Genomic DNA, 25,148 nt, shown 5'->3' with positions numbered 1-25,148 from the left:
TGCACGACGCAGCAGGCCTGACCGGGCGCCCACCTGATTCGCAACACTCACGTCATACACGGTCTGGCGGGCCGGGCTTTGTCGCGCCCGCACCCAGGCGGTTTACCTGCGCATCGACGAACGTCCGCCGGCATTGGCCGCTAGCGCACCGCAGTACGAAAGGACTTATCCATGAACGACCTCACGCTACTCAAACAACAAGCCTACATCGATGGGCGCTGGCTCGATGCCACGGACGGACGGGTCCAGGAAGTGCGTAATCCCGCCAACGGCGAGCGGATAGGCGCGGTCCCGCTGATGGGCGCGGCCGAGACCCGGCAGGCCATCGGCGCCGCGGACAGAGCACTGGACACGTGGCGGGCGCTGCCGGCCAAGACCCGCGCGGCCGCGCTGCGTCGCTGGTTCGAGCTGATCCTCTCGAATCAGGAAGCCTTGGCCCGCCTGATGACGCTCGAACAGGGCAAACCCCTGGCCGAGGCGCGCGGCGAGATTGAGTATGCCGCGGCCTACGTAGAGTGGTTCGCCGAAGAGGGTAAGCGGCTGTACGGCGACGTGATCCCGGCTCCCCAGGCCGACAAGAAACTGCTGGTGTTCAAGCAACCCGTCGGCGTGACGGCCGCGATCACCCCGTGGAACTTCCCCAGCGCCATGATCACTCGCAAGGTCGCGCCCGCGCTGGCCGCAGGTTGCACGGTGGTGCTCAAGCCCGCGCCGCAAACGCCTTTCTCTGCCCTGGCTCTGGCTGCGCTGGCCGAACAGGCCGGCATTCCGGCAGGCGTGTTCAACGTGGTGACCGGCCACGCCGTTGAGATCGGCACCGAGCTGACCAGTAACCCTACCGTGAGGAAGCTGAGCTTCACCGGTTCGACGCAGGTCGGCCGGCTGCTGATGGCGCAATGTGCGCATGACATCAAGAAACTCTCGCTGGAGCTGGGCGGCAACGCCCCCTTCATCGTCTTCGAAGACGCCGACCTCGACGCCGCCGTCGCCGGCGCGCTGATCGCCAAGTACCGCAACAACGGGCAGACCTGCGTTTGCGCCAATCGGTTCTATGTGCAGGACAGCGTCTACGAGGACTTTGCCCAAAGGCTGGCGACCGCCGTTCAGGCCTTGCGCGTGGGCAACGGCCAGGACAGCGGCGTGGCGCTCGGGCCGCTCATCGATGCCGCGGCCATGGCCAAGACCCAGGCCCACATCGATGACGCCGTCGCAAAAGGGGCGACCATTTTGACTGGGGGTCGTCCCCATCCGCTGGGAGGCACCTTCTTCGAGCCCACGGTTCTGGTGGATGTCTGCCCCGAGGCGCTCGTTGCCAAGGAAGAGACTTTCGGCCCTCTCGCCCCGTTGTTCCGGTTTCACGAAGAAGCCGAGGTTCTGGCCCGCGCCAACGACACCGAGTACGGGCTGGCCGCGTATTTCTACACGCAGGACATCAAGCGAATCTTTCGTTTCTCGGAGGCGCTGGAGTACGGCATGGTCGGCGTCAACGCCGGCGCGATCTCCACCGAAGTGGCGCCTTTCGGCGGCGTCAAAGCTTCCGGGCTGGGACGCGAAGGCTCGAAGTACGGCATCGAGGAGTACACGGAAATCAAATACGTGAACCTCGGCCTCTAGCCCGCTCTCAACGGCTCGGCGCCCGGGGATAAGCCTCTCGCCGCCTGAGCCATCCATCGATTTCAAAACAGCGACGCTTCGGGCGCTGGGGGGTCCTTTTGCCTCCGAATCCCGGCGTGCATCCAGTTCGGATGTTCTCAATAGATCACAAGGAAGGAGACACCAGCATGAAAGCGAATGTTCGTATCACCGCCACGCTCATGGCGCTCTCGAGCGCTCTGGCCATCAGCAACGCGCAGGCCGACGGCCATTACGTGCCCGGCGTAGAGGGGATCCAGGCCGCCAGCGCCCCGCCGCCCGGGATGTACTACGTCGGCTATCTCTTGAACTACGACATCGAGGACTTCCGCGCACCGGGCAGCAGCAGCAATCTGCCTGGCCACAATACCGGCACGGTGACCGCACTGGCCAACCGTTTCGTATGGATGACCAACCAGAAATTCCTGGGTGCCGATTACGGTATGGAAGCCATCGTTCCCGTCATCCGCACCTCGCTGACCGTCAACGCCGCCGGGATTTCCGACTCGCGCTCCGGCGTGGGCGATATTTATCTGGGCCCGCTGCTGCTGGGTTGGCACGGCACGCAATGGGATGCCGTCGCCGCCGCGGGCATGTGGCTCGACAATGGCAGCACCAGCCACCCGGCGTCACCCGGCAAGGGCTACAAGAGCACCATGCTCACGGCCGGTATGACCTATTACTTCGACACCGCCAAGACGTACACGGCCTCCGCCCTGATGCGCTATGAGCTCAACCGCAGCAACAGCGATGGCTACCGGGCCGGCGATCAGATGACGCTCGAGTGGGGTCTGGGCAAATCATTCGGCGCCGTCTCCGCGGGCCTGGTGGGCTATAGCCAATGGCAGATGCGCGATGACCGCGGCTCCGGCGCCACCTCCGACAAAGCGTCGCGTCATGCGATCGGCGCCGAGTTGGTGTACCCGATCGCAAGCGCTGGCCTGGTCCTCAAGGGCGCCTTCTACAAAGAAGTCAGCGCCACGGCGGGCAGCGGGGCGCTGCCCAAAGGGTCATTGGCACGTCTGACGCTGGTCAAGGCGTTCTGATGCGACGAGCGCCCGGCACATCGGTGGCGGGCGCTCATCTACGGCGGCAGAATCAGCCGGCGACTTCCATCTGGCTTTGCAGATAGTTCTGCAGGCCCACCTGATCGATCAGGCCGATCTGGGTCTCGAGGTAGTCGATGTGGTCTTCGGTGTCGTCCAGGATGCCTTGCAGCAGGTCGCGCGAGACATAGTCGCGCACGGACTCACAGTAGGCAATGCCGTCTTTCAGCGTGGCCTGGGCGGTCTGCTCGACCTTCAGATCACAGGCCAGCAATTCGGGCACATCCTCGCCGATCAGCAGCTTGTGCAGGTCCTGCAGATTGGGCAGGCCGTCGAGCATGAAGATGCGTTCGATCAGGCGATCGGCGTGCTTCATTTCTTCGATCGACTCTTCGTACTCGTGCTTGCCCAGTTTGTTCAGGCCCCAGTGGTTCAGCATGCGTGCATGCAGAAAATACTGGTTGATGGCCGTCAGTTCGTTGGTCAGTTGCTTGTTCAGAAACTGGATAACCGTTTTATCGCCCTTCATATTTATGTACTCCTTGATCTGGCGGGGCCGCTGTCTTAAGCGTGGAACCCCGGCAGACTAACACCCTCATCCGCGCCCCGCCTAGCCTTTGCCTGCATTTGGTAAATCGCTTTGCGACTGCAATAAGAAAGCGACAAAAGAATGAGAATGACTCTCTGTATTTAATGCAATGACGTGCCAGCGACGTATTCATGCGCTCTGCGGCGCGCCATCCGGCCTGTCCGGACTGGATTTGCTCCGCCCTGGGCCGCAAAAAAGTGTGCGCCGCGCGGCGATTCGGCCGCGGCCGGCGCGCTGAAAATAAACAACAACCTCAGACGTTGCGACGCGTGGCCAGCCAAATGCCAAAGGCAATGGGCACGATGCCCAGCATATCGAGCCACGAGACGGGTTCGCGCAAGATCAGCCAGCCGAAGAACAGCCCCAAGGGCGGCATCAGAAAATGCAAGGCGCTGGCCGAGGTGGCGCTGCTGCGCCCCAGAATCAAAAACCAGAGGTAATAGCTGCCCATGGAGACGGCGACGATGGTGTAGCCCATGCTCAGCACCAGGCTGAGCGTCAGCCGTGCCTGCGTCAACGATTCGTAGTGCAGCGCAAACGGCCACAGCGCCACGCCAGCCGCCAGCGCCTGCACGCCGGTAGCCATCCAGAGGTTGGCCGCTGGCTTGAGTTTTTTATAGGCCAGCGTACCCGCCACCAATGCGATCAAGCCGCCCAATACCAGGAGCGTGCCGTGGACATCCTCGTGTGCGCCGGCGCCGGCGAGCCGGGAGCGCAGCACGATCACGACCCCGCCCAGCCCGAGCAAGAGCCCCACGAGTTTGCGCCAGCCCAGCCGCTCGCCCAGCACGGGTCCGGCCAGCATGCCGATGAGCAGAGGATTGGTGCTGATCAGCACCGACGTGAAGGCCGAGGACAGCGTCGCCATCCCGCTCCAGCTCAACCCCAGGTAAAGCGCATTGTTGAGTAACCCCAGGCCGATGAGCGCCAGCAGATCACGCCGCGCCGGCATGCGCAGCCCTCCGGTCAAGGCCGCCATCCCCATCATCAGCACACCGGCGATGCAAAAGCGTATGGCCAGCAAGGTCAGCGGCGGGCAGTCGCGCACGGCGATTTTGGCCGCCGCGAAGGCCGAACTCCACAGCACACAGAAAAGTGCGATGGCCCCCCAGGCCGTGCGTTCTGGCGCGGCGGCCGCGGAGGAGGAAACGGCACAGGTTTTCATGGCGGCGGGTAGGTGAGGAGGATGCAGGGCATTCTCCGCCCTGACCGGCCGGTTGACAAACGCGGTGCGGGGCCTCGGCGCCCCGGGCATAAAAAAACGCCCTGGCGGGCGTTCATCTGTGGGGGAGTGGGCCTGTCAGGCCGCGGCCACCAGCGGAATGGGGAAAGCGTTTGCCGCGGGCTGTTCGGCCTCGATCATCGCGCCCGGCGTGTTGACCGGCACCGCGATGGAGCGTACGTCGCACACGCTGGAAGCGCGTCCGCCGGGGAGGTACTCGCTGGCCGTGGCGGCGCAGCAACCACAGCAGGAGGCAACCCCCAGCTCGAATTGCAAATCGCCCAGCGAACTGGCGCCGGCATCCACGCAGGCGCGGACTTGGCGTTCGGTGACGGCATTACAGATGCAAACGTACATGAGAATGATTATCGGCAATAAGCGATTCTCATGCAAGCCCGATGCAAGACATTTTTTAGCGTGGTGCACCGGGCGTAACCCGTTGAAAAAAGGGACGAATAAGCTTATATCCGTCCCTGATAAGCTCCCCCAACGCCCTTTAGCGGGCGGCGGCCTGGGCTTTGCGTACCGCGGCCGGCGCGATGCGCAAGGCCTCGCGATATTTGGCCACGGTCCGCCGGGCAATCACGATGCCCTGGCTGGCCAGCCGCTCCATGATCTGGCTGTCGGACAGGGGTTTGGCGCGGTTTTCTTCGGCCACCATCTGCCGGATGTGTTCCTGCACGGCGGTGGCCGACGCCGAGTCGCCGCTATCGGTGGACACGCCCGTGCCAAAAAACCGTTTGAGTTCGAGCGTGCCAAATGGCGTGAGCATGTACTTTTGCGTGGTGGCCCGCGAAATCGTCGACTCGTGCAGCCCGAGCTCGCCGGCGATGTCTTTGAGTATCAGCGGCCGCATGGCCGCCGGGCCGCGGCTGAAGAATTCGGCCTGATGGGCGACGATGGCCTGCGCCACGCGCAAGATGGTGTCGAAGCGCTGCTCGACGTTGCGGATCATCCAGCGCGCCTGCTGGAGCTGGGCATTCAAGCCGGCGTAGGCCGCCTCGCGCTGATTGGCCAGCATCTGCGCATACAGACCGTTGACCTGCAGGCGCGGCATGACCGCACTGTTGAGCACGGCCTGCCAGCCCTGGCGCGTTCTGCGCACCAGCACATCGGGCACGGCGTAATCGGCGGCCGGCACCGTCCAGGCCCGCCCTGGCCTGGGTTCGAGCCGCACGATGAGCGCCCGCGCCGCGCGCAGCGTGGCCTCATCGACCCGCAGCAGCTCGCGCAGGCGCGCCGGATTGCCGGTGGCGAGCAGGGGCAGATGCTGGGCACAGAGCGCCCGCGCGCAGGCCAGCACCGCCGGTTGGGCGGCCTCGGGCAGACGACCCAGGTCGGGGTGGCGCAACTGGAGCAACAGGCACTCGCCCATATCGCGCGCGCCGATGCCCGGCGGATCGAAGGACTGCAACAGGCTCAACGCCGCGCGCAGCTCATCTTCGTCGACCTCCAGCTCGGCCGGCAGCCATTGCAGGATTTCGTCCAGCGGCGAGCCGAGATAGCCGTTGTCGTCCAGTTCATCGATGAGCAGGGCGGCCAGCGCGGCATCGCGCCGCCCGGCGCGCGTCAGGGCCAGTTGCTGCAGCAGATGTTCGCGCAAGGTATCGCTGCGGGCGGGCGAATCGCTGTCCTCGTCCGGATAGACGCCGCCCGCTCCGGGCATTTCGTCAAACCGCAACTCGGTGTCCGGCGCCTCGGCGGTTTCGACGCTGGCCTCGCGCTGCGGATCGCTGTCGACCTGATCGGCGGGCGTTTCGTCGCGTTCCAGCAACGGATTTTCAGCCAGGGCTTGGGAGATTTCTGCCTCCAGCTCCAGCGAAGACAGCTGCAGCAGCCGGATGGACTGTTGCAGTTGCGGGGTCAGGGTCAAATGCTGACCAGGCCGGAGTTCTAAGGCGGGACGAGTCATAGGTACAATATTTTGCATGATGAATCCCACTTCGCCCGAACGCATTCGCCAAGATGGCCGGCTGATAGGCCAAACGCTGCTCAAACTGGCGTTTCCGCGCCTGGTTCTGAGGGCGATTGTGCTGGCCGTCATTGCCATCATCTGGCTGCTCGCCAGCTCCTGGCTGCTTGGCTTCGGGAAAACCCTGGCCTTCGACGGCCTGCACAGCATGGGCCAGCAGACCGTGGACATGCTCACCCGCATCAACCCCTATTTCTGGTGGGGCGTGGTGCTCATCTGGACACTGATCGTGTTCTTCAGCGCGCGCAGCTGGCTCTATGCCAGCCTGGCCGCCGGCCGCGCCCACGTGGTCCCGCGTGACGTCCTGGCGCAACTGCGCGCCCGCTTGAGCGAAGAGGTCGTGGATGTGCTGCGCTGGGTCTGGGGCTATCGCGAAGAACCCTTCACCGTGGGCGATTTGCAACGCAGCCACCAGGAGCTGCGCCGCAACCGCATCGGCAAGATCGCCCTGGTGCGCGAACAAGCCGCCATCCTGGACCAGCCGGCTCACGCACCGCGCGCGCCCGTGCCCGAAACGGCCCGCGCAGCCGACCGCGAATCCCCGCGCGACACCGGCCGGATGGCCGTGCGCGAGCCCGCCGAGCCCATCATCGAAGCGCCGCGCGCCAGCGCCCCCCGCGAACCGGGCCGCTCGCCCTGGCGCCAGGATGAGGGCCCCCGCGAACCCAGTCTGGGGCCGGACCGCTGACCGCCAGCAGGCGCGGCGCGATTTGCGCGCTGCGCCAAAATGTGTTTGACTTACGCCTATGGCTATCGAACGCAACGCCCAATTTTCCGCCTCCGGACGCGCCAGCGCCCCGGCGTCGGTCGCGGCTGCGTCTCTGCTTGCCTCCTCCCTCCTGGGCGGCGTCGCCGCCCTAGCGCTATCGCTACACCTACCGATCGGTTGCCGGGCCTAGTGCCCCGTGGTAGCTCGGCACCCACACGTTAGCCACACGTCTTTTCCCCGTTTTAACCATTGAATCCGGCCGCCACCCTGGCCGACGCAGGCATAAAACCGCCATCCTGGTTTGCCGCGCCCACCCATTGCCGGGATTCAAGCAAAAACCGATTGAGGTGCACCGATGCTCGCCAACCCCGCCACCAAGTACGTGCCGTTCCAGCCCTTCGCCCGTGATTTCTCCGAGCGTACGTGGCCCAGCCGCCGGATCACCCACGCCCCGATCTGGATGAGCACGGACCTGCGTGATGGTAATCAGTCCCTGATCGAGCCCATGAGCGTGGAGCGCAAGATGCGTTTCTTCGAACAGCTGGTGAAGATCGGCTTCAAGGAGATCGAAGTCGGCTTTCCCTCGGCGTCGCAGACCGATTTCGACTTCGTGCGCAAACTCATCGATGAAAAGCGCATCCCCGATGATGTGACCATCATCGTGCTCACGCAGGCCCGTGAGGATCTGATCAAGCGCACGGCCGAAGCCGCCGCCGGTGCCAAGCAAGCCATGATCCACCTCTACAACGCCTGCGCGCCGGCCTTCCGCAAAATCGTCTTCGCCATGAGCAAGGACGAGATCAAGAACATCGCGCTGACGGGCACGCGCCAGATCAAGGCGGCGATGGCGCTGTATCCGCAAACGCAATGGCGCTACGAGTATTCGCCCGAAGTCTTCAGCACGACCGAGCCCGAGTTCGCGCTCGAGGTCGCCAATGCCGTGGCCGAGGCCTGGGACGCCACGCCCGAGCGCAAGATGGTGCTCAATTTGCCGGCCACCATCGAAGCCACCACGCCCAATCTGTATGCCGATCAGATCGAGTGGATGCACAAGAATCTGGCGCGCCGCGACAGCATCATCCTCAGCGTGCACCCGCACAATGACCGCGGCACCGCCGTGGCGGCGGCCGAATTCGCCGTGATGGCCGGCGCCGACCGCATCGAAGGCTGCCTGTTCGGCAGCGGCGAGCGCACCGGCAACGTCGACCTGGTCACGCTGGCGCTCAATCTCTACACGCAAGGCGTGCATCCCGGCCTGGACTTCTCCGACATCGACGAAGTGCGCCGTTGCGCCGAGTACTGCAACCAGTTGCCGGTGCATCCGCGCCATCCTTATGCCGGCGACCTGGTGTTCACCGCCTTCTCGGGCTCGCACCAGGATGCCATCAAGAAGGGCCTGGCCCAGCAGCAACCCGATGCCGTGTGGGAGGTTCCTTACCTGCCCATCGACCCGGCCGACCTGGGCCGCAGCTACGATGCCGTGATTCGCGTCAACAGCCAATCCGGCAAGGGCGGCGTGTCTTACCTGCTCGAGCAGGAACACGGCCTGGTCTTGCCGCGCCGTCTGCAAATCGAGTTCAGCCGCGCCATTCAGCGCGTGACCGATGAGACCGGCAGCGAAGTCACCAGCGAAGACGTCTACACCATCTTCGCGGCCGAGTATCTCGAACAAAGCGGCCCCTGGAAGCTGGTGCGCCATCGCATCGACGGCAACCCGAGCGCCGGCGAAGGCAAGCAATTCGCCATCGAAGCCGAGCTGGAATACAACGGTGAGCGCCGCATCGTGCGCGGCAACGGCGACGGTGCCATCTCGGCCTTCGTGGCCGCGCTGGACGTGCCCGTGCGCATCATGGACTACCACGAGCACGCCATCGGCACCGGCACCGACACCCGCGCCGCCAGCTATGTCGAAGTCCGCGTGGGCGATTCGCCGACCGGCTTCGGAGTGGGCATCGATCGCGACATCGTGACGGCCTCCTTCCGCGCCGTGCTGACCGCCGTCAACCGCCACATCCAATCGCAAGGCAGTACGGCCGAGGCTGAGGTCGAAGCCGCCACCACCTGAGGCCTTCGGCGTATCAACAAAAAGCCCAGTTCATGATGAACTGGGCTTTTTTGTTTGCCACCGGCCGGATCAGTCGGCCTGCTGCAGCACGCCGTGCATCCAGCGCGCCATGGCCAGCAAACGGTGGTCGGTATGCGGCGCCCCCACGGCTTGCAGCCCCACGGGCAGGCCTTGCGGCCCCTGAGCAAAAGGCAGGTGCACGGCCGGGAATCCAAACAGCGACCAAACCCGGCAGAACAGCGGATCTCCCATGCCCTGATCGAAAAAAGGCGCTTCGCCCGCCGTGCTGGGAGCAAGAATCACGTCGTAGCGGTCAAACCAGAGCAGGGCGCGCCCGCGCGATTGCCGGGCCCGCAACAAGCGCTCTTCGTGATCCTCGGCGCGGATGGCCGCACCGGCATCCAGCATGGCGAGCAGCCGGCCGCCCAACTGTGCGCGGCAGCGCGTGCGCTCAAAGGCCAGTGCCTGCGCCGCCTCGAAGGCCATCACATCGGCGTGCAACTGCACGAGGCTGCAATCCTGGGCCGGCAGCGCCACCTCTTCGACCTGGGCGCCCGCGCGCGAGAGCTGACGCGCAGCCTCTTCGTAGGCGTTGCGCGTTTCGGGCAATGCATGCCGCCACTGGAACGTGCGCAGCATGCCCACTCGCGGACGCTCCGCGTCGGGCAAGTCACGCAAGCGTGCGTCGCCCATCAAGACCGATGCCAGCAAGGCGACATCCTCGACGCTGCGCGCCAGGCTGCCGATGGTGTCCAGATTCTCGCTCAGCGTTTTCATGCCGGCACGCGGCACACGCCCGAACGTGGGCTTAAAACCCACGATGCCGCAGTAAGCGGCCGGACGGATGAGCGAACCCGCCGTCTGCGTGCCCAGCGCCAGCGGCACCATCTCGTCGGCGACGGCCGCGGCCGATCCGCTGGACGAGCCGCCTGGCGTATAAGCCGTGTTACGCGGGTTGCGTGTGGGACCGGGTTGATCGGTGGCGAATTCGGTCGTGACCGTCTTGCCCAACACCAGGGCGCCGGCCTCGCGGCACAGCGCCACCACCGCCGCGTCGGACGCCGGCTGGTGACCGCTATAGATGCCCGATCCGTACCGGGTGGGCTGATCCTGGGTGTCCAGCACGTCTTTCACGCCCAACGGCAAGCCGTGCAAAATGCCTCGCACCGCGCCACTGTCCAGTACCTGCGCCTGCGCCAGCGCTTGCGCCGGATCCAGCGCAGCCCAGGCCTTGACGGTGGGCTCGCGTTGTTCGATGCGCGCCATGCAGGCGCGTGCCATTTGCACGGCCGTGAGTTCACGGCGTTGCAGGCGCTTGACGGCCTCCAGCGCGCCAAGCTGATTCAAGGCTTTCGCCATTCCCCAATTCCCTATATCGACCGTGCGCCTTGTTTGCCGCGTGCATCTGGCGCATCAATAGCCGCAGTGTAGAAGCAAGCGACGGCCATATGCAAAGATCTCAAGACGCTAAGACCTAGGGCTTTCCCGCTGGTGCGCCCAACGACGCGGCATGCAAGGGGGCGCTACCGCAGCGTTGACATCGTCCTGTCACGCCCAGCCCGCAACATGCTCGACGCCAGGCCTGCCCCCCAGGCCTGAACCCTGTTTCCTATCGGCCGCCGCTCCGCCTGAGCGGATCGCGGCGTCCGACGATCCTGCCCATGCTCATCGCCCAAATCACCGATCTGCATATCCGCATGCCGGGGCAAAAAGCCTACGGCGTGGTCGACACCGGCAGCTATCTGCCCGCTGCGATCCGCACCCTGAATGCGTTGGACCCCGCACCGGACCTGGTCATCATTTCCGGCGACCTCACGGACTTCGGACGAGCAGACGAGTACGACTATCTGCGTGCTTTGCTGTCCGCCTTGCGCATGCCGTACTACCTGATGCCGGGCAACCATGACGCGCGTGCGCAACTGCGGGCCAGCTTCCCCGAGCACGACTATCTGCATGAGGACACGGCGTTCGCGCACTACACGGTCGAGCATCTGCCCTTGCGCCTGATCATGCTGGATACCGTCGTGCCCCTGCACAGTCACGGCGCGCTCTGCGCCCGGCGCCTTGACTGGCTGCAGGCGCGCCTGGCCGAAGCCCCGCAACGCCCGACGCTGATCGCCATGCATCATCCGCCGTTCAAGACCAGCATCGCGCATATGGACGACATCGGCCTGCTCGAAGGCGGCGCGGCGTTCGAAGCCTTGGTCGCACGCCATGCCCATATCGAACGCATCCTCTGCGGACATTTGCATCGCAGCATCTTCCGGCGTTTCGGCGGCACCGTGGTCTCGACCTGCCCCTCACCCGCGCATCAGATCGCCCTGGATTTACGGCCCCGGGGCATGGCGGCCTTCAATCTGGAACCGCCGGCCTTTCATCTGCACCATTGGCACGAAGGCCAACTGCTGACCCATCACGCCTATATCGGCGACTACCCCGGCCCGTATCCGTTTGCATGAGCCCGGCCGCCTGAAACAAGCCCGTCATCTTCGCAGCGCAAGATGACGGGAATTCATTGGCGCCAACCCTCCAGCCTGCCCATGCGCGGCCGTCACGTCCGGCCGACGCGGGGCCGGGCGGCGGGCACGGCGCAGCGGTAGCAGGGCGGTCAACGCGCCGTCACGACACAACGATATGTCAACGCTCGTTCTGGAAAGCCTCACCAAGCAGTACGCCGATGCCGTCGCGGTTCAGGACGTGGAATTCGAAGCCGCCGCCGGCAGTTTCACCGTGCTGCTGGGCCCCTCCGGCTGCGGTAAGTCCACCACGCTGCGCATGATCGCCGGACTGGATGCGCCCACCTCCGGCCGCATCCTCATCGGCGGGCAGGACGTCACGAAGCTGCCGCCGTCGCAGCGGCGCCTGTCCATGGTGTTTCAGTCGTATGCCTTGTTTCCGCATCTCTCGGTGCGGGAGAACATTCTGTTCGGGCTGCGCGTGCGCAAAGAACCGGCGCGGGATTTCGAGCGCCGCCTGTCCCGCGTGGCAGGGCTGCTCGGGCTGTCGGCCTTGCTGGACCGCAAGCCCGCGCAATTGTCCGGCGGCCAACAGCAGCGGGTCGCGCTGGGGCGCGCCGTCATCTCCGAGGCGCCGGTCTGCCTCATGGACGAGCCGCTGTCCAATCTGGATGCTCAGCTACGGCAGGAGATGCGCCGCGAGATCCGCGCCCTGCAACAAGCGCTGAAGATCACCATGGTCTATGTCACGCACGATCAGACCGAGGCCATGAGCATGGCGGATCAGGTCGTGCTGCTGCGCGGCGGGCGGATAGAACAGCTCGCCAGTCCGGATGGCTTGTATGCCCGGCCGGCCACGGAGTTCGCCGCGCGCTTCATCGGCACGCCGCCCATGAATCTGCTGCCCCTGGATACGCTGCACGGTCAACGCGTGCTGGCCGGCACGCATGGCCCGGCCATCGGCGGCGCGCCCTCGGCGGCCCGCACGCTTGGGTTGCGGCCCGAACACCTGCGCCTCGAGGCCGATGGCATGCCCGCCACGCTGGAAAGCATCGAGTATTTCGGCGCCGATTCGATCGCCCTCTGCCGCGTGGGCAACTGCCGCGGGATCGCCGTGCGCGTGGCCGGTCATCTGCACGCAGCGGCGGGCAGCCCGGTCGGCCTGCGTTGGGCCGCGGCGCATCAGCATTTTTTCGGCGTGGACGGCCACGCGATATGAACCTGGCCGGGCTGGCCGCAACGGGCATGGTGCATGCCCCTTACTTTGATTAGGACTGCGAACAATGCGACGTTTCGCCTTGAACACTCTGGCTGCCGGCCTGACCGCAGCCTTGCTGAGCGCACCTGCTCTGGCGCAAAAGAAACCCGTGGAAGTCGAGTTCTACTATCCCGTGGCGGTAGGCGGGCCGATCACGAAGATCGTCGACGGCATGGTCGCGGATTTCCAGCAAGCGCATCCCGACATCCACATCAAGCCGATCTACGCCGGCTCTTACCAGGACTCCATCGCCAAAGCGCTGACGGCGTTCAAGGCAGGCACGCCGCCGCAGCTTGCCGTCCTGCTGTCGACCGATATGTTCACGCTGATCGATGAAGACGCCATCGTGCCCATCGATACGCTGGCGCAAACCGATGCGGATAAGAAATGGCTGGGCGGCTTCTACGATGCCTTCATGCAGAACAGCCGCAGCGGCGGCCATGTCTGGGGCATCCCTTTCCAGCGCTCGACCATCGTCATGTACTACAACAAGGACTTGTTCAAACAGGCCGGTCTGGATCCCGAGCATCCGCCTGCCACCTGGTCCGAGCTGGTCGATACCGCCAAGAAGCTCACGCGCAAGGACGCCTCGGGCAATGTGACGCAATGGGGGCTGGAGATCCCTTCGGGCGGCGCCTTCGCTTACTGGCTGTTCCAGGCGCTGACCACGCCCAACGATGCCATTCTCATGAACGAGGCGGGCAATCAGGTCTATCTGGATCAACCCGGCGCCATCGAGGCGGCCGAGTTCTGGCATGACCTGTCGGCCAAGCACGGCGTCATGCCCAAGGGCACCATTGATTGGGGCACCACGCCCAAGGATTTTCTCGAGAAGAAAGCCGCCATCATCTGGACCACCACAGGCAACCTCACCAACATCCGCAAAAATGCCGATTTTCCGTTCGGCGTGGCCATGATGCCGAAGAAGAAACGCGGCGGCAGCCCCACGGGCGGCGGCAACTTCTACGTCTTCAAGAGCGGCTCGGCCGAACAGCAGCAAGCCGCGCTCAAGTTCGCGCAGTGGGCCACCACCCCCGAGCGCGCGGCCGACTGGAGCATTGCCACCGGTTACGTGGCGGTGACGCCGGCCGCCTGGCAGACCGAAAAAATGCAGAAGTACGTGCAGGAAGTCCCCGCCGCGGCCGTGGCGCGCGACCAGCTCGACGTCAGCGTGGCCGAGTTCTCGACCCACGACAACCAGCGTGTGACCAAGGTGCTCAATGATGCCTTGCAATCCGCGCTCACCGGCGCCAAGCCGCCCAGGCAGGCGCTGGGCGATGCGCAACGCGAGGCCGAGCGCATTCTGCGGCCTTACCGGTAAGCGTTCAGGCACGATGCGTCGCTCTCTCGAAGCGATCTATGGCTGGCTGCTTCTGCTGCCAGCCATCGCGCTGCTCGCCGCGTTTACGCACTACCCCGCGCTGGCGACGGTATGGCACAGTTTTTTCTCCACCCCCAAAGGCAAGCGCGGTGCGCAGTTCGTCGGCCTGGAGAACTACGCGGCCATGCGCGAGGACCCGGTGTTCTGGCAATCCCTGTGGAACAACCTGTGGTTCGCGCTGGGTACCATCCCCACGTCGATCGCCATCGCGCTGGCCATGGCCTTGTGGGTCAACCAGCACCGGGCAGGACGGGGCTTGCTGCGCATGGCCTATTTCACACCGACCGTGCTGCCCATGGTGGCCGTGGCCAACATCTGGCTGTTTTTCTACACCCCGCAGTACGGCCTGATCGCTCAGGTGTTGCAGGCCTTCGGCCTGCCCGGCGTGAACTGGCTGGGCAGCCGCGAGACCGCATTGCCGGCGCTGATGCTGGTGACCGTGTGGAAAGAATCCGGCTTTTTCATGATCTTTTACCTGGCCGCCTTGCAGACCGTCTCGCCGTCGCTGCGTGAAGCCGCCATGCTCGAGGGTGCCTCGCGCTGGCAGTACTTACGGCGCGTGCTCTGGCCCTTGCTGATGCCCACCACGCTCTTCGTGCTGGTCAATGCGCTCATCAATGCCTTCCGTCTGGTGGACCATGTCGTGGTCATGACCCGAGGCGGCCCGGATAACGCCAGCACGCTGCTGCTTTTCTATATCTACCAGGTGGGCTTCAGTTTCTGGGACACCGCCTATGCCGCCACCTTGACGGTGGTGCTCCTGGTGCTGCTGGCCGTGACGGCGCTGGTGAAGTTCCGGTGGCTGGATCGCAGGACGCACTATCAATGAACGCCAGACCCTCTCTGCTGGATACCGTGGCCGCCTGGTTGCTCGGCCTGCTGTGGATATTGCCGCTGGCCTATGCCGCCTGGGCGGCCTTTCATCCGCCGGCCTACGCCACGCGGTTTGCATGGGATGCGCCGCTGACGCTGGAGAATTTCGCGCGCGCCTGGCACGCCGCGCCGTTTCCGCGCTATTTTCTGAACACCTTCCTGTTGGTGACCATGGTGCTGGCCGCCCAGCTCGTGCTGTCCACCCTGGCAGGCTATGCCTTCGCCCGGCTGCAGTTCCGCGGCCGGGACGCCGTGTTCCTGCTGGTGCTGCTGCAGTTGATGATCATGCCCGACGTCTTGCTGGTGGAAAACTACCGCAGCATGAGCGCGCTCGGCGTGCGCGATACCGTGTTCGCGGTGGGGCTGCCTTACTTCGCTTCGGCGTTTGGTATTTTTCTATTGCGCCAGACCTTCAAGACGGTGCCGCGCGAGCTCGAAGAGGCCGCGCGCGTCGAAGGCGCGTCACCCATGCAGATTCTGCTCAAGGTCTATGTTCCACTGGCCAAGCCCATCTACATCGCCTATGGACTCGTGTCGGTGAGCCATCACTGGAACAACTTTCTGTGGCCGCTGATCATCACCAACTCCGTGCAGGCCCGGCCGCTGACGGTGGGCCTGCAGGTGTTCTCGTCCACCGACCAGGGCATCGACTGGTCCGTGATCACGGCCGCGACCCTGATGTCGGCCGCGCCGCTGTTGCTGGCCTTTCTGCTGTTTCAGCGGCAGTTCGTGCAGTCTTTCATGCGCGCGGGCATACGCTGAGGCCTCAATAGCCGATGGACAGCCCCGGCAGATCGACGATGACCCGCGCACGCTCCAGCGCCAGCGTGGCGTTGCGCGCGAACGCCTCGGCCTCTTTGGTGTCGCTCGACAAGGTGTCATAGCCCAGCGCATCGGCCACGCCCATGATCTTGTCCAGGAGCAGCACCTTGCCGCTGGGCCGCAGCGGCTCGCAGCCCATCAGCTCCCAGGCGCTGTCGAACCAATCGCGCGCGGCCAGCGCCGCGGCCCCCGAAGGCTCCACCTGGACGGTCAGATCCACCGAGCGCCGGGCGTCGAAGATCACCGTGACGTCGCTACGCATAAGACTCTCCTGGAAACCGAAAGAAACGACACCAGCGCAGTATGCAGAAAAAACCGGCCTGGCATTGTCAGACCGGCGACATTGCCTCACCAGCCCCGGCTGACTTCCCAGGTCAGGTCCGCATGCGCGGCCAGCGACTGGCGCATCATGTCGAGCAGAGGATAGGCACGCTGCTGCAGGCCGACTTCGCGGTCGACCGGGTGCTTGGGTTCCTGATCGGGGTTCTCGTCTTCTTCGGGCAGCGTGGACTGGCCCGCCACGGCGGCCTCCAGGGCAGCGATCGCCGCCGGCAATTGTTCCGGAGTAAAGACGCCACGCTCGGGGATGCTCGCCCCGGTGAGCTTGCCGGCCGCCTGCAGAAGCGGGGCCGCATCACCGGTGCGCATCAGGACTTCGGCCGTAGCCTTCGAATGAAAGGTAATCAGCATCTTATGTCTCTCCCAACAGGATAATTTCATACACTACCTGATCAGTCCCCCTCTGCCAACCATGCCGCGCCCGGCATGGCAGAACCGGGATCGCGCTATCATCTAGGCACTTTTAGCGCGAGCGCCCCGCCTGGCGCGGGCTCCGCATCCGCCTCCTGACATTTTCTGCCGACCGCCCATGCTCCCTGAGCAACAACAACACCTCATTTCCCTGCTTGCCCGTGCCGTCGCCGGCATCCTGCCCGAGGCCCAGCCCGACATCCAGCTCGAGCGTCCCAAGGTCGCCGCCCACGGCGATGTCGCCACCAACGTTGCCATGCAACTGGCCAAGCCGGCCCGGCGCAATCCGCGCGAGCTGGCCCAGGGGATCGTCGACGCACTGCTGGCCGATCCCGAAGCGCGCGTCCTCGTCGACAGCGCCGAGATCGCCGGCCCCGGCTTCATCAATCTGCGCCTTACCGCCGCCGCCCGCCAGGCAGTGATCGCCGCGGTGGCCGGGCAGGGCACCGACTACGGCCGCGCCGCGCGGCTGGGCGAAAAAGTACTGGTCGAGTTCGTGTCGGCCAACCCCACCGGCCCCTTGCACGTCGGCCATGCCCGCCAGGCGGCGCTGGGCGACGCTCTGTGCCGCCTGTTCGATGCCAGCGGCTGGGATGTCACGCGCGAGTTCTATTACAACGACGCGGGCAACCAGATCGAGAACCTGGCCATCAGCGTGCAGGCCCGCGCCCGCGGCATTGCCCCCGACGCGCCCGAGTGGCCCGCCGACGGCTACAAGGGCGATTACATCGCCGACATCGCCCGCGACTACGCGGCCCGCGCGTCGGTGCAGGCCGCCGACGGCCAGCCGGTGCAGGCCAGCGGCGACCTCGACAGCCTGGACGACATCCGGGCCTTTGCGGTGGCCTATCTGCGCCGCGAGCAGGATCTGGACCTGCAGGCCTTTGGCCTGAAGTTCGATAATTTCTACCTGGAAAGCTCGCTCTACACCTCCGGCCGCGTCGAGCGCGCCGTGCAGACGCTGATCGCCAACGGCCACACTTACGAGCAGGACGGCGCGCTGTGGCTGCGCACCACCGAACTGGGCACCGGCGACGACAAAGACCGCGTCATGCGCAAGAGCGAAGGCGGCTACACCTATTTCGTGCCGGATGTGGCGTATCACCAGGCCAAGTGGGAGCGCGGCTTTCACCAGGCCATCAACATCCAGGGCAGCGACCACCACGGCACCGTCGCGCGCGTGCGGGCGGGCCTGCAAGGCCTGAACGAGGGCATCCCCAAGGATTTCCCCTCCTATGTGCTGCACAAGATGGTCAAGGTCATGCGCGGCGGCGAGGAGGTCAAGATCTCCAAGCGGGCCGGCAGCTACGTGACCATGCGCGACCTGATCGAATGGGTGGGCCGCGATGCGGTGCGCTACTTCCTGATCCAGCGCCGCGCCGACACCGAATTCGTGTTCGACATCGATCTGGCCTTGTCCAAGAGCGACGAGAACCCGGTCTATTACATTCAATACGCGCACGCCCGCATCTGCAGCATGATCGCCAGCTCCGGCCTGGACGACGCGGCCATCGCCGCAGCCGACGCGGCGCCCCTGACCGCGCCGACCGAATTCGCGCTGATGCAGCGTCTGGCCGAGTTCCCGGGTGTGGTCAAGCTGGCTGCCCAGGAGCTGGCGCCGCACCACATCGCCTTCTGGCTGCGCGACTGCGCCTCGGACTTCCATGGCTGGTACAACGCCGAACGCGTGCTGGTCGACGATCCGGCGCTGAAGCTGGCGCGCCTGCGCCTGGCCGCCACCACGCGCCAGGTGCTGGCCAATGGCCTGGCGCTTCTGGGCGTGACGGCGCCCCAACGCATGTAAGCGCCCATGGCCAGTAAGCGCAAATCCAGCTCCCAGGGCGGCAGCACGCTGTATGGCGTACTGGCCGGCCTGCTCATCGGTCTGATCCTCGCCGCCGGGGTAGCTTTCTACGTCACCAAGGCCCCCGTTCCCTTCGTGGACCGGGCCACGCGCCAGACCAGCGGCAAGGAACAAGCCATCGATCCGCGCAACGCCCCCGATCCCAATCAAGGCCTGTATGGCCGGGATGGCGCGGCCGGCACGGCGCCCACCGGGCCGACGGCCTCGGCGCCCACCCCCTTGCCCGAAGGCAAAACCGACGACCTGGGCGCGCTGATCGCCAGCTTGCCCAGCGCCGATCAGGCCGCCGCGCCGGCCTCGTTGCCCGTGCCGGTGCCCGCAGCCCCGCCGCCGTCCAAACCGGCGCCGGCGGCGGCGGCCAAGCCGGCCGAGAAGACCGCCAGCGCCGCGCCGCAAGCCAATGGCAATTACTACCTGCAGGCAGGCGCTTACCGGGTGCAGGCCGATGCCGAGTCCCTGCGGGCGCGCATTCTGCTCTTGGGCCTGCCCGTCAATGTGGCGCGCGCCGAGGTCAACGGGGTGCAGATCAACCGCGTGCGCGTCGGGCCGTTCGCACGGCTGGACGACATGAATCGCGCGCGCAGTCGTCTGGGAGAGAACAAAATCGAATCCACCGTGGTCAAGCAGCAATAAACTCTTGAACTTCCGGGCCTGGCCCGGGTCTGTAACGCTTTTCACTCCAGGAATACGTATGCCGTCCCCTTCGATTTCCCGCCTCCTGGCCGCCGCCGCGCTGGCCGCGACAACCTTCTTCGCTCCGGCCAGCCAGGCGCAGGGCAGCAACAATGGCTATGTCACCATCTCGCCGGCGCTGCCGACGGACACCCCGGGCAAGATCGAAGTCCTGGAGTTCTTTGCCTACACCTGCCCGCACTGCGCCGCCATCGAACCCATCGTCGATGATTGGGTCAAGACCAAGCCGCAAGACGTCGTCTTCAAGCAAGTGCCCATCGCCTTCAATGCCGGCATGAAGCCGCTGCAACAGCTGTACTACACCTTGCTGGCGCTGGATCGTCCCGACCTGCACGTCAAGGTCTTCAACGCCATCCACGGCGAGCGCAAGCGCCTGTTCGACAAGAAGGCCATGGGTGATTGGGTGGCCACGCAAGGCGTGGATCGCGCCAAGTTCGACGCGGTGTTCGACTCCTTCAGCGTCCAGACGCAGGTGCAACGCGCCAACCAGCTGGCCGAGGCCTATCGTATCGACGGCACGCCCTCGTTTGCCGTGGGCGGCAAATACATGACCTCGCCGGTCCTGGCGGGCAACAGCTACGAAGGCGCCATCAAGGAAATCGACAAACTCATCCCCATGGCGCGCGGCCAGTAAATCGCCGTCATTGCGGATCGAACCCCCCAAGGCCCACGCCGGCCTTGGGGGGTTTTTCATGGCGGCATACAATGGCCCGGCAAGCGCCCGCCACTCATAACCCGGAAGCGTCAGACGCCCAATGCAGGCCATCAAGCATCGCCACCGCTGGAGCCTCGCCGTCGCGCTGCTTGCCATGGCGCTGCCGCCGCTGCTGATGTCGCCCTTGATCTGGTGGATGGCCGAAGACCGCGCCAGCGGCGAATCCGCCGTCACCGCCGCCACCATCCAGCGGCAGATGGACAGCACCCTGGACATCGTCTTTGACAATGTCCATCAGGCGCTCGGGCTGCTGGCGCAACCCTGCGCGGATGCCGCGCCCGAACTGGCCCGCCAGGCCAACACCACCGTCTATTACCGCTCGCTCACGCTGATGAAGCAGGGCAGGATGTATTGCTCCTCGCTCATCGGCCAGATCAGCTTCGCACCGCGCGATGTCTTCGATGGGCTGGACGCACTGCCGCCGGGCAGCGCCATCACGCCCATCATGGGCACGCTGATGGTGCCCGACCGCATGGCCATCGTCGTCTCCGAGTCGACGGCCCCCGGCACGGGCGCGCTGGCCATCATCGAAGGCCAATACCTGGTGGCCATCCAGAAAGCCGCCTCCAATCGCGGCGCTTTCCGGGTCGCGATCGAACTGAGCGACACGGGCCAGCCTCTGTCGCCCAGCGTGCCCGAGGACAGTGCCAGCGCCTTCAGCAGCCGCGCGCTCGGGCAGGCGCAATCGCCCCGCTACCCCGTGCGCGTGACGGTCGCCCCCGCGCTCAGCGCCATCGCCGAACACCGACGCTATCTGTGGCGCCATCACGCGCCTTTCGTGGTCATCGTCTCGCTGCTGGCGGCCTTGCTGGCCTATCACTACAACCGCCGCCGGCTGTCCCTGCTCAGCGAAATCGTGCGCGGCATGCGCCGCGGCGAATTCTCCATGGTGTATCAGCCCGTCATCCACCTGCCCACCGGCAGGATGAGCGGCGCCGAAGCGCTGATCCGCTGGCGGCGCTCGGACCTGGACATGGTCAGGCCCGATCTGTTCATCCCGTTGGCCGAGCAGCATGGCCTGATGCCTGCCCTGACCCGGCACATCTTCGAACTCGTCGCGGCCGACCTGCCGCTCATGCAGCTGGGTCCGCAGGACCATCTGGCCATCAATATCAGCGGCTCTCACCTGGCCACGCCAACCTTCACCCAGGACGTCGGCAGACTGATGGCCGCCTTGGGCCCGGGACGCCCCAAGGTCGTGCTGGAGCTGACCGAGCGCGAAGCCCTGCCACGCGACCAGCAAACGTTGTCGAATATTCAACAAGCCCGCAAACTCGGGGTGTTGTGGGCCTTGGATGATTTCGGCACGGGCCAGAGCGCACTGGCGTATCTGCGCGAGTTCGACGCCGATTTCCTCAAGATCGACCGCAGCTTTGTCATGGGCATCGGCACGGAATCGGTCAATGCGGTCGTGCTCGAAACCATTATTTCGCTGGGCCGCCGTCTGGAGATGGAGCTCACGGCCGAGGGCATCGAAACCCGCGAGCAGGCCGAGCACCTGACCCGCCAGGGGGTGCAGTGGGGGCAGGGCTATCTGTACTCCCAGCCCCTGCCGCCCGAGGTGCTCGCGCAGTGGCGGCGCGACCGGCAGGCCGCGCACCCAGACCCGCTTTAGCGCCCCTGGGCGCGCTGCAGCGCCTGAGCCAGATCGGCGATCAGATCGGCGGGCGACTCCAGCCCGATATGCAAGCGCACCAGCGCGTCCTGGCCACCGGTCCAGTAATGATGCCGTGCCAGCTCGCCGGGCGTGACCAACTGCACCAGGGACTCGAAGCCGCCCCAGGAAAAGCCGATGCCGAACAGGGTGAGGGCATCCACGAAAACCCGCGCGGCCTGCGGCGACAGGCGTAGTTGCACCGCCAGCATCCCGTTGGAGCCGGTGCAATCCCGCTGCCAGAGCGCATGGCCGGCGTCGCCGGGCCAGGCAGGGTGGTAGATGGCGGCCACCTCGGGGCGCTGCTGCAGGAACTCGCAGACCTCCAGGGCATGGCGCGCATGCTGCGCCATGCGCACCGGCATGGTCCGCACACCGCGCAGGGCCAGCCAGGCGTCATCGGCACTGACCGAATACCCCATGGCGTACTGCGTGCGGTTCAGGCGTTTGGCGATGGCTTCATCGTTGGTGACCACCGCGCCGAGCATCAGATCGGAATGGCCGCCCACGTACTTGGTGCCGGCGATGACCGAGACCTGCGCCCCCAGCGCCAACGGGCGGTAGATATAGCCCGAGCCCCAGGTGTTGTCGGTCGCCAGCACGAGATGGTGCTGGCGCGCAAAGCGCGCCAGGGCGGGCAAGTCGAGCATCTCGAACAGCAGCGAACCGGGCGCCTCGGCATACAACAGGCGCGTGTTGGGCCGCAGCAGTTTTTCCAGGTCATCGCCCGCGTGATAGAGCGTCAGCTCGATGCCCATGCGCGAGAGCAAGGCGGCGTCCAGCTCATGCACCGGCCCGTAAACGCAATCGGCCACCAGGGCATGATCGCCCGCCGACAACAAGGCCAGAAAGACCATGGTGATCCCGGCCATGCCCGACGGCGCCAGGTAGCAGTGCGTACCGTCTTCGAGCTGGCAGAACACCTGCTCCAGCGCGGCGTGCGTGTCCATGCCCATGCGCCCGTAGGTGGCGGCGCGCTCGCCAGCGGCCTTGCGCTGCTGCGCATTTTCCAGCGCCTCCAGGCTCGCAAAACGCACCGTGCTCGCGCGCATGGAGGGCAGATTGACCGGGGCGGTGCCCGTCTTGGGATCAAAGGGCGCGGTGCCCATGTGCTGAAGCAGCGTGTCGATATGCGCGGATGAGGACATGGCGGCGGCGAAGTAAGGAAAGAGTGACAGGGTAGCAGGCGCGGATCCGCCCGCCGGTTGGATCGATATTACCCAAAGGCAAGCTGGCCTATGATGCGCAAAGCGCACCCGGATGCGCCTTCCCTTTTGGCACCCCCTGACATGCTGCCCATCGATACCTTGCTGGCGTTTTTCGGCATCGCCGTGCTGTTGGCCCTCACGCCGGGGCCGGACAATCTGTTCGTGCTGATGCAGTCTGCCCTCTGGGGCCGCAAGGCAGGCTTTCTGGTGGTGCTGGGCCTGTGCACCGGGCTGCTGGGCCACACCGCCGCCGTGGCCTTCGGGCTGGCCGCGCTATTCGCCGCTTCGCCCACGGCCTTCCTGGCGCTGAAGCTGGCGGGCGCGGCCTATCTGCTCTATCTGGCCTGGCAGATTCTGCGCGCGCCCATCGGACCGGGCCAGGCCGAACGGCCCGCCGCATTGGGCGCGGGCGCGCTGTACCGGCGCGGCATCATCATGAATCTCACCAACCCCAAGGTGCTGCTGTTCTTCTTTGCCTTCCTGCCGCAATTCACCCGCGCCGAAGCCGGGCCGATGGCCGTGCAGATCGTCGAATTGGGCGCGGTCTTCATGGCGGCCACGCTGCTGATCTTCGGTGCCATCGCGGTGTTTTCGGGCGCCTTCGGGCAATTACTGCAACGCTCGGCCACCGCGCAGCGCTGGCTCAATCGCGTCGCCGGCCTGGTGTTCATCGGTCTGGCGTTGCGGCTGGCCGTGGCCACCCGCTAGCGCCAGACGGCGCCCTCAGGCGGCGCGGAACCGCACGATGCCATCAGGATCCGTTGCCCGCGTCAGGCGGCCCTCGAAGTAGAGCGCGTGCAAATGCGCCAGCGCCTCGCCCATGGCGAAGGTCAGCTGGTGCAGATCCAGCTGGCGGCGAAACAGCACCGGCACGATGTCCGTGGTCGATTGCGGGGCCTGGGCGCAAGCCTGCACGACCTCCTCCAGGCGCTCGGCATGGTGCTGCTGCTGCTGCGCGATGCGCTCATGCAAGCCGCGAAACGGCCGGCCGTGCGAAGGCAGCACCAGCGTGTCCTGCGGCAGATCCACATAGGCGTTGAGCGAACGCAGGTACAGCGGCAGGGGATTGGCGTCCGGCTCGTAGTCGAACACACTGATATTGGTCGAGATACGCGGCAACACCATATCGCCGGAAATCAACACATCGAGGTCGGCGCAGAAAAACGCCATATGTTCGGGCGCATGGCCGTAGCCGACGATGGCGCGCCAATCATGGCCACCGATGCGGATCAGATCGCCATCCATGACGCGGGTAAAACGCGCGGGCATGCCCGGCACCAGGTTGGGGTAGTAGCCGGCCCGTTGGCGGATCTGCTCCTGCGCGGCGGGATCGGTCAGGCCATGACGGGCAAAATGGGCCACCGCGCCCGCGCCGCCGGCGCCGCTGCCGCCCGCGCGGCTGGACCACAGCGAAGCCACCATGTAATCGGTCATGCTCATCCACAGCGGCGCCTGCCAGCGCTGACAGAGCCAATCGGCCAGGCCGACGTGATCCGGATGCATATGCGTGACAAGCACCCGCAATACCGGCAGCCCTTCGAGCTCCTGCTCGAACACCTGCTCCCAGAGCGCCTTGACCTCATCGCGCGAAATACCGCAATCGACGATGGTCCAACCCTGGCGGCCGTCGATCTCGTCGCGCAGCAGCCAGAGGTTGATATGGTCCAGCGCAAAGGGCAGGGGCATGCGCAGCCATTTCACGCCCGGCGCCACCTCCTGAGCCCTGGCGGGCTCGGGTTGCACGTCGCCCCAGGGATATTGCAACTTCTGCTCATTCGGATTCATGTCTCGTCTCGCAGGCTTGACGTCCGGGTCAAGGCGTCATAATTTACGTTTACGTAAACTGCCACAGACCGCATGTCCTCGTCAACCTGGACCATCTCCGAGCTCGCGCGCGAGTTCGACATCACGCCCCGCACGATCCGCTTCTATGAGGATCAGGGCATCGTCAGCCCGCAGCGCGAAGGCCGCAACCGCATCTATGGCTCGCGCGACCGCACGCGCCTGAAGCTGGCCTTGCGCGGCAAGCGCCTGGGCCTGCAGTTGTCGGAGATCCGCAGCCTGATCGACATGTATGACGGCCCGAGCGACAACGCCGCGCAATTGCGCCAGTACTTGTCGGTGCTGGCCCAGCACCGCGCCACGCTCGAGCAGCAGCGGCGCGACATCGAAGACACTCTGGCGGAGATCGCCGTCCAGGAACAGCAATGCCTGACCTTGCTGGCCAGCAAGGCCTGAG

Annotated in this window: 24 protein-coding genes; 15 read left to right on the top strand and 9 right to left on the bottom strand. The window is 65.5% G+C overall.

All coding sequences use genetic code 11. The features are described 5' to 3' along the window. Window positions 1–171: 171 nt before the first annotated feature. Together gabD and CAL22_RS00660 are read left to right on the top strand one after the other, a co-directional pair. Window positions 172–1,614 (top strand): NADP-dependent succinate-semialdehyde dehydrogenase, encoded by a 1,443-nt coding sequence (gene gabD / locus CAL22_RS00665; RefSeq protein ID WP_094809499.1) that lies wholly within the window; start codon window positions 172–174, stop codon window positions 1,612–1,614. Between the two features lie 167 nt (window positions 1,615–1,781). Further along, entirely contained in the window at window positions 1,782–2,678 is an 897-nt protein-coding gene (locus tag CAL22_RS00660) for a SphA family protein (protein WP_094809497.1), read from the top strand. Window positions 2,679–2,730: 52 nt separating this feature from the next. On the opposite strand, the gene bfr is transcribed toward CAL22_RS00660, so the two are convergent. The 4 genes from bfr to rpoN form a co-directional block, all read right to left on the bottom strand. Then, a complete protein-coding gene (gene bfr / locus CAL22_RS00655) occupies window positions 2,731–3,207 on the bottom strand; it encodes a bacterioferritin (protein WP_005017484.1) in 477 nt (158 codons plus the stop codon). A gap of 313 nt (window positions 3,208–3,520) precedes the next feature. After that, window positions 3,521–4,432: a DMT family transporter gene (locus CAL22_RS00650; RefSeq protein ID WP_094809495.1), complete on the bottom strand. Its 912-nt coding sequence runs from the start codon at window positions 4,430–4,432 to the stop codon at window positions 3,521–3,523. A 135-nt stretch (window positions 4,433–4,567) separates the two neighbouring features. Continuing rightward, window positions 4,568–4,864, bottom strand: coding sequence for a (2Fe-2S)-binding protein (locus CAL22_RS00645; protein ID WP_094809493.1), 297 nt, complete (start codon window positions 4,862–4,864; stop codon window positions 4,568–4,570). Window positions 4,865–4,985: 121 nt separating this feature from the next. Continuing rightward, on the bottom strand, window positions 4,986–6,419 hold the full coding sequence (gene rpoN / locus CAL22_RS00640) for an RNA polymerase factor sigma-54 (protein ID WP_094809491.1): 1,434 nt from the start codon (window positions 6,417–6,419) through the stop codon (window positions 4,986–4,988). Here rpoN and CAL22_RS00635 point away from each other — a divergent pair. Together CAL22_RS00635 and leuA are read left to right on the top strand one after the other, a co-directional pair. Beyond that, the gene (locus CAL22_RS00635) at window positions 6,418–7,149 is read left to right on the top strand and encodes a hypothetical protein (protein ID WP_094809489.1); all 732 of its coding nucleotides are present in this window, start codon (window positions 6,418–6,420) and stop codon (window positions 7,147–7,149) included. The genes rpoN and CAL22_RS00635 overlap by 2 nt on opposite strands. A gap of 376 nt (window positions 7,150–7,525) precedes the next feature. Next, a complete protein-coding gene (gene leuA / locus CAL22_RS00630; RefSeq protein WP_094809487.1) occupies window positions 7,526–9,235 on the top strand; it encodes a 2-isopropylmalate synthase in 1,710 nt (569 codons plus the stop codon). A gap of 69 nt (window positions 9,236–9,304) precedes the next feature. Here the strand turns inward: leuA and CAL22_RS00625 are convergent, their stop codons facing one another. Then, entirely contained in the window at window positions 9,305–10,594 is a 1,290-nt protein-coding gene (locus CAL22_RS00625) for an amidase (protein ID WP_094809485.1), read from the bottom strand. Between the two features lie 302 nt (window positions 10,595–10,896). On the opposite strand from CAL22_RS00625, the gene CAL22_RS00620 reads away from it, so the two are divergent. The 5 genes from CAL22_RS00620 (at window position 10,897) to CAL22_RS00600 (ending at window position 15,965) form a co-directional block, all read left to right on the top strand. After that, on the top strand, window positions 10,897–11,694 hold the full coding sequence (locus CAL22_RS00620; protein ID WP_143276933.1) for a phosphodiesterase: 798 nt from the start codon (window positions 10,897–10,899) through the stop codon (window positions 11,692–11,694). A gap of 175 nt (window positions 11,695–11,869) precedes the next feature. Then, window positions 11,870–12,910 (top strand): ABC transporter ATP-binding protein, encoded by a 1,041-nt coding sequence (locus CAL22_RS00615; RefSeq protein WP_094809483.1) that lies wholly within the window; start codon window positions 11,870–11,872, stop codon window positions 12,908–12,910. A gap of 64 nt (window positions 12,911–12,974) precedes the next feature. Then, window positions 12,975–14,270 carry an ABC transporter substrate-binding protein gene (locus tag CAL22_RS00610; protein ID WP_094809481.1) on the top strand — a complete coding sequence of 432 codons (1,296 nt, stop codon included), beginning with the start codon at window positions 12,975–12,977 and terminating at the stop codon, window positions 14,268–14,270. 13 nt (window positions 14,271–14,283) lie between these two features. After that, the gene (locus CAL22_RS00605; RefSeq protein WP_094809479.1) at window positions 14,284–15,159 is read left to right on the top strand and encodes a carbohydrate ABC transporter permease; all 876 of its coding nucleotides are present in this window, start codon (window positions 14,284–14,286) and stop codon (window positions 15,157–15,159) included. Beyond that, window positions 15,156–15,965 (top strand): carbohydrate ABC transporter permease, encoded by an 810-nt coding sequence (locus CAL22_RS00600; RefSeq protein WP_094809477.1) that lies wholly within the window; start codon window positions 15,156–15,158, stop codon window positions 15,963–15,965. Before CAL22_RS00605 ends, CAL22_RS00600 begins: the two co-directional genes overlap by 4 nt. Before the next feature lie 4 nt (window positions 15,966–15,969). Here the strand turns inward: CAL22_RS00600 and CAL22_RS00595 are convergent, their stop codons facing one another. After that, entirely contained in the window at window positions 15,970–16,287 is a 318-nt protein-coding gene (locus CAL22_RS00595) for a hypothetical protein (RefSeq protein ID WP_094809475.1), read from the bottom strand. 86 nt (window positions 16,288–16,373) lie between these two features. Next, on the bottom strand, window positions 16,374–16,715 hold the full coding sequence (locus CAL22_RS00590) for a DUF1840 domain-containing protein (protein WP_094809473.1): 342 nt from the start codon (window positions 16,713–16,715) through the stop codon (window positions 16,374–16,376). A gap of 178 nt (window positions 16,716–16,893) precedes the next feature. Between CAL22_RS00590 and argS the strand changes: the two genes are divergently transcribed. The 4 genes from argS (at window position 16,894) to CAL22_RS00570 (ending at window position 21,662) form a co-directional block, all read left to right on the top strand. Further along, entirely contained in the window at window positions 16,894–18,579 is a 1,686-nt protein-coding gene (argS, locus tag CAL22_RS00585; protein WP_094809471.1) for an arginine--tRNA ligase, read from the top strand. A gap of 6 nt (window positions 18,580–18,585) precedes the next feature. After that, window positions 18,586–19,272: an SPOR domain-containing protein gene (locus CAL22_RS00580; RefSeq protein ID WP_094809469.1), complete on the top strand. Its 687-nt coding sequence runs from the start codon at window positions 18,586–18,588 to the stop codon at window positions 19,270–19,272. A gap of 58 nt (window positions 19,273–19,330) precedes the next feature. Further along, on the top strand, window positions 19,331–19,966 hold the full coding sequence (locus CAL22_RS00575; RefSeq protein WP_094809467.1) for a thiol:disulfide interchange protein DsbA/DsbL: 636 nt from the start codon (window positions 19,331–19,333) through the stop codon (window positions 19,964–19,966). Window positions 19,967–20,087: 121 nt separating this feature from the next. Then, window positions 20,088–21,662, top strand: coding sequence for an EAL domain-containing protein (locus tag CAL22_RS00570; RefSeq protein ID WP_094809465.1), 1,575 nt, complete (start codon window positions 20,088–20,090; stop codon window positions 21,660–21,662). Here the strand turns inward: CAL22_RS00570 and metC are convergent. Next, complete coding sequence (gene metC, locus CAL22_RS00565; RefSeq protein WP_094809463.1) at window positions 21,659–22,849, bottom strand: cystathionine beta-lyase; 1,191 nt, start codon at window positions 22,847–22,849, stop codon at window positions 21,659–21,661. The two genes, CAL22_RS00570 and metC, sit on opposite strands and share 4 nt — an antisense overlap. A 141-nt stretch (window positions 22,850–22,990) precedes the next feature. Here metC and CAL22_RS00560 point away from each other — a divergent pair, with 141 nt between their 5' ends. Next, window positions 22,991–23,617, top strand: a complete 627-nt coding sequence (locus CAL22_RS00560) for a LysE family translocator (protein WP_094811007.1) — start codon at window positions 22,991–22,993, stop codon at window positions 23,615–23,617. Window positions 23,618–23,632: 15 nt separating this feature from the next. Here the strand turns inward: CAL22_RS00560 and CAL22_RS00555 are convergent, their stop codons facing one another. Next, complete coding sequence (locus tag CAL22_RS00555) at window positions 23,633–24,694, bottom strand: MBL fold metallo-hydrolase (protein WP_094809461.1); 1,062 nt, start codon at window positions 24,692–24,694, stop codon at window positions 23,633–23,635. A gap of 72 nt (window positions 24,695–24,766) precedes the next feature. Between CAL22_RS00555 and CAL22_RS00550 the strand changes: the two genes are divergently transcribed. Continuing rightward, window positions 24,767–25,147 carry a MerR family transcriptional regulator gene (locus tag CAL22_RS00550; protein ID WP_094809459.1) on the top strand — a complete coding sequence of 127 codons (381 nt, stop codon included), beginning with the start codon at window positions 24,767–24,769 and terminating at the stop codon, window positions 25,145–25,147. The last annotated feature ends 1 nt before the right edge of the window (window position 25,148 follow it).

Source organism: Bordetella genomosp. 12 (genome assembly GCF_002261355.1).
Taxonomy (GTDB): Bacteria; Pseudomonadota; Gammaproteobacteria; order Burkholderiales; family Burkholderiaceae_B; genus Bordetella.
Note: the sequence above shows the minus strand (reverse complement) of the source record. Positions and strands in the feature narration are given on the sequence as shown.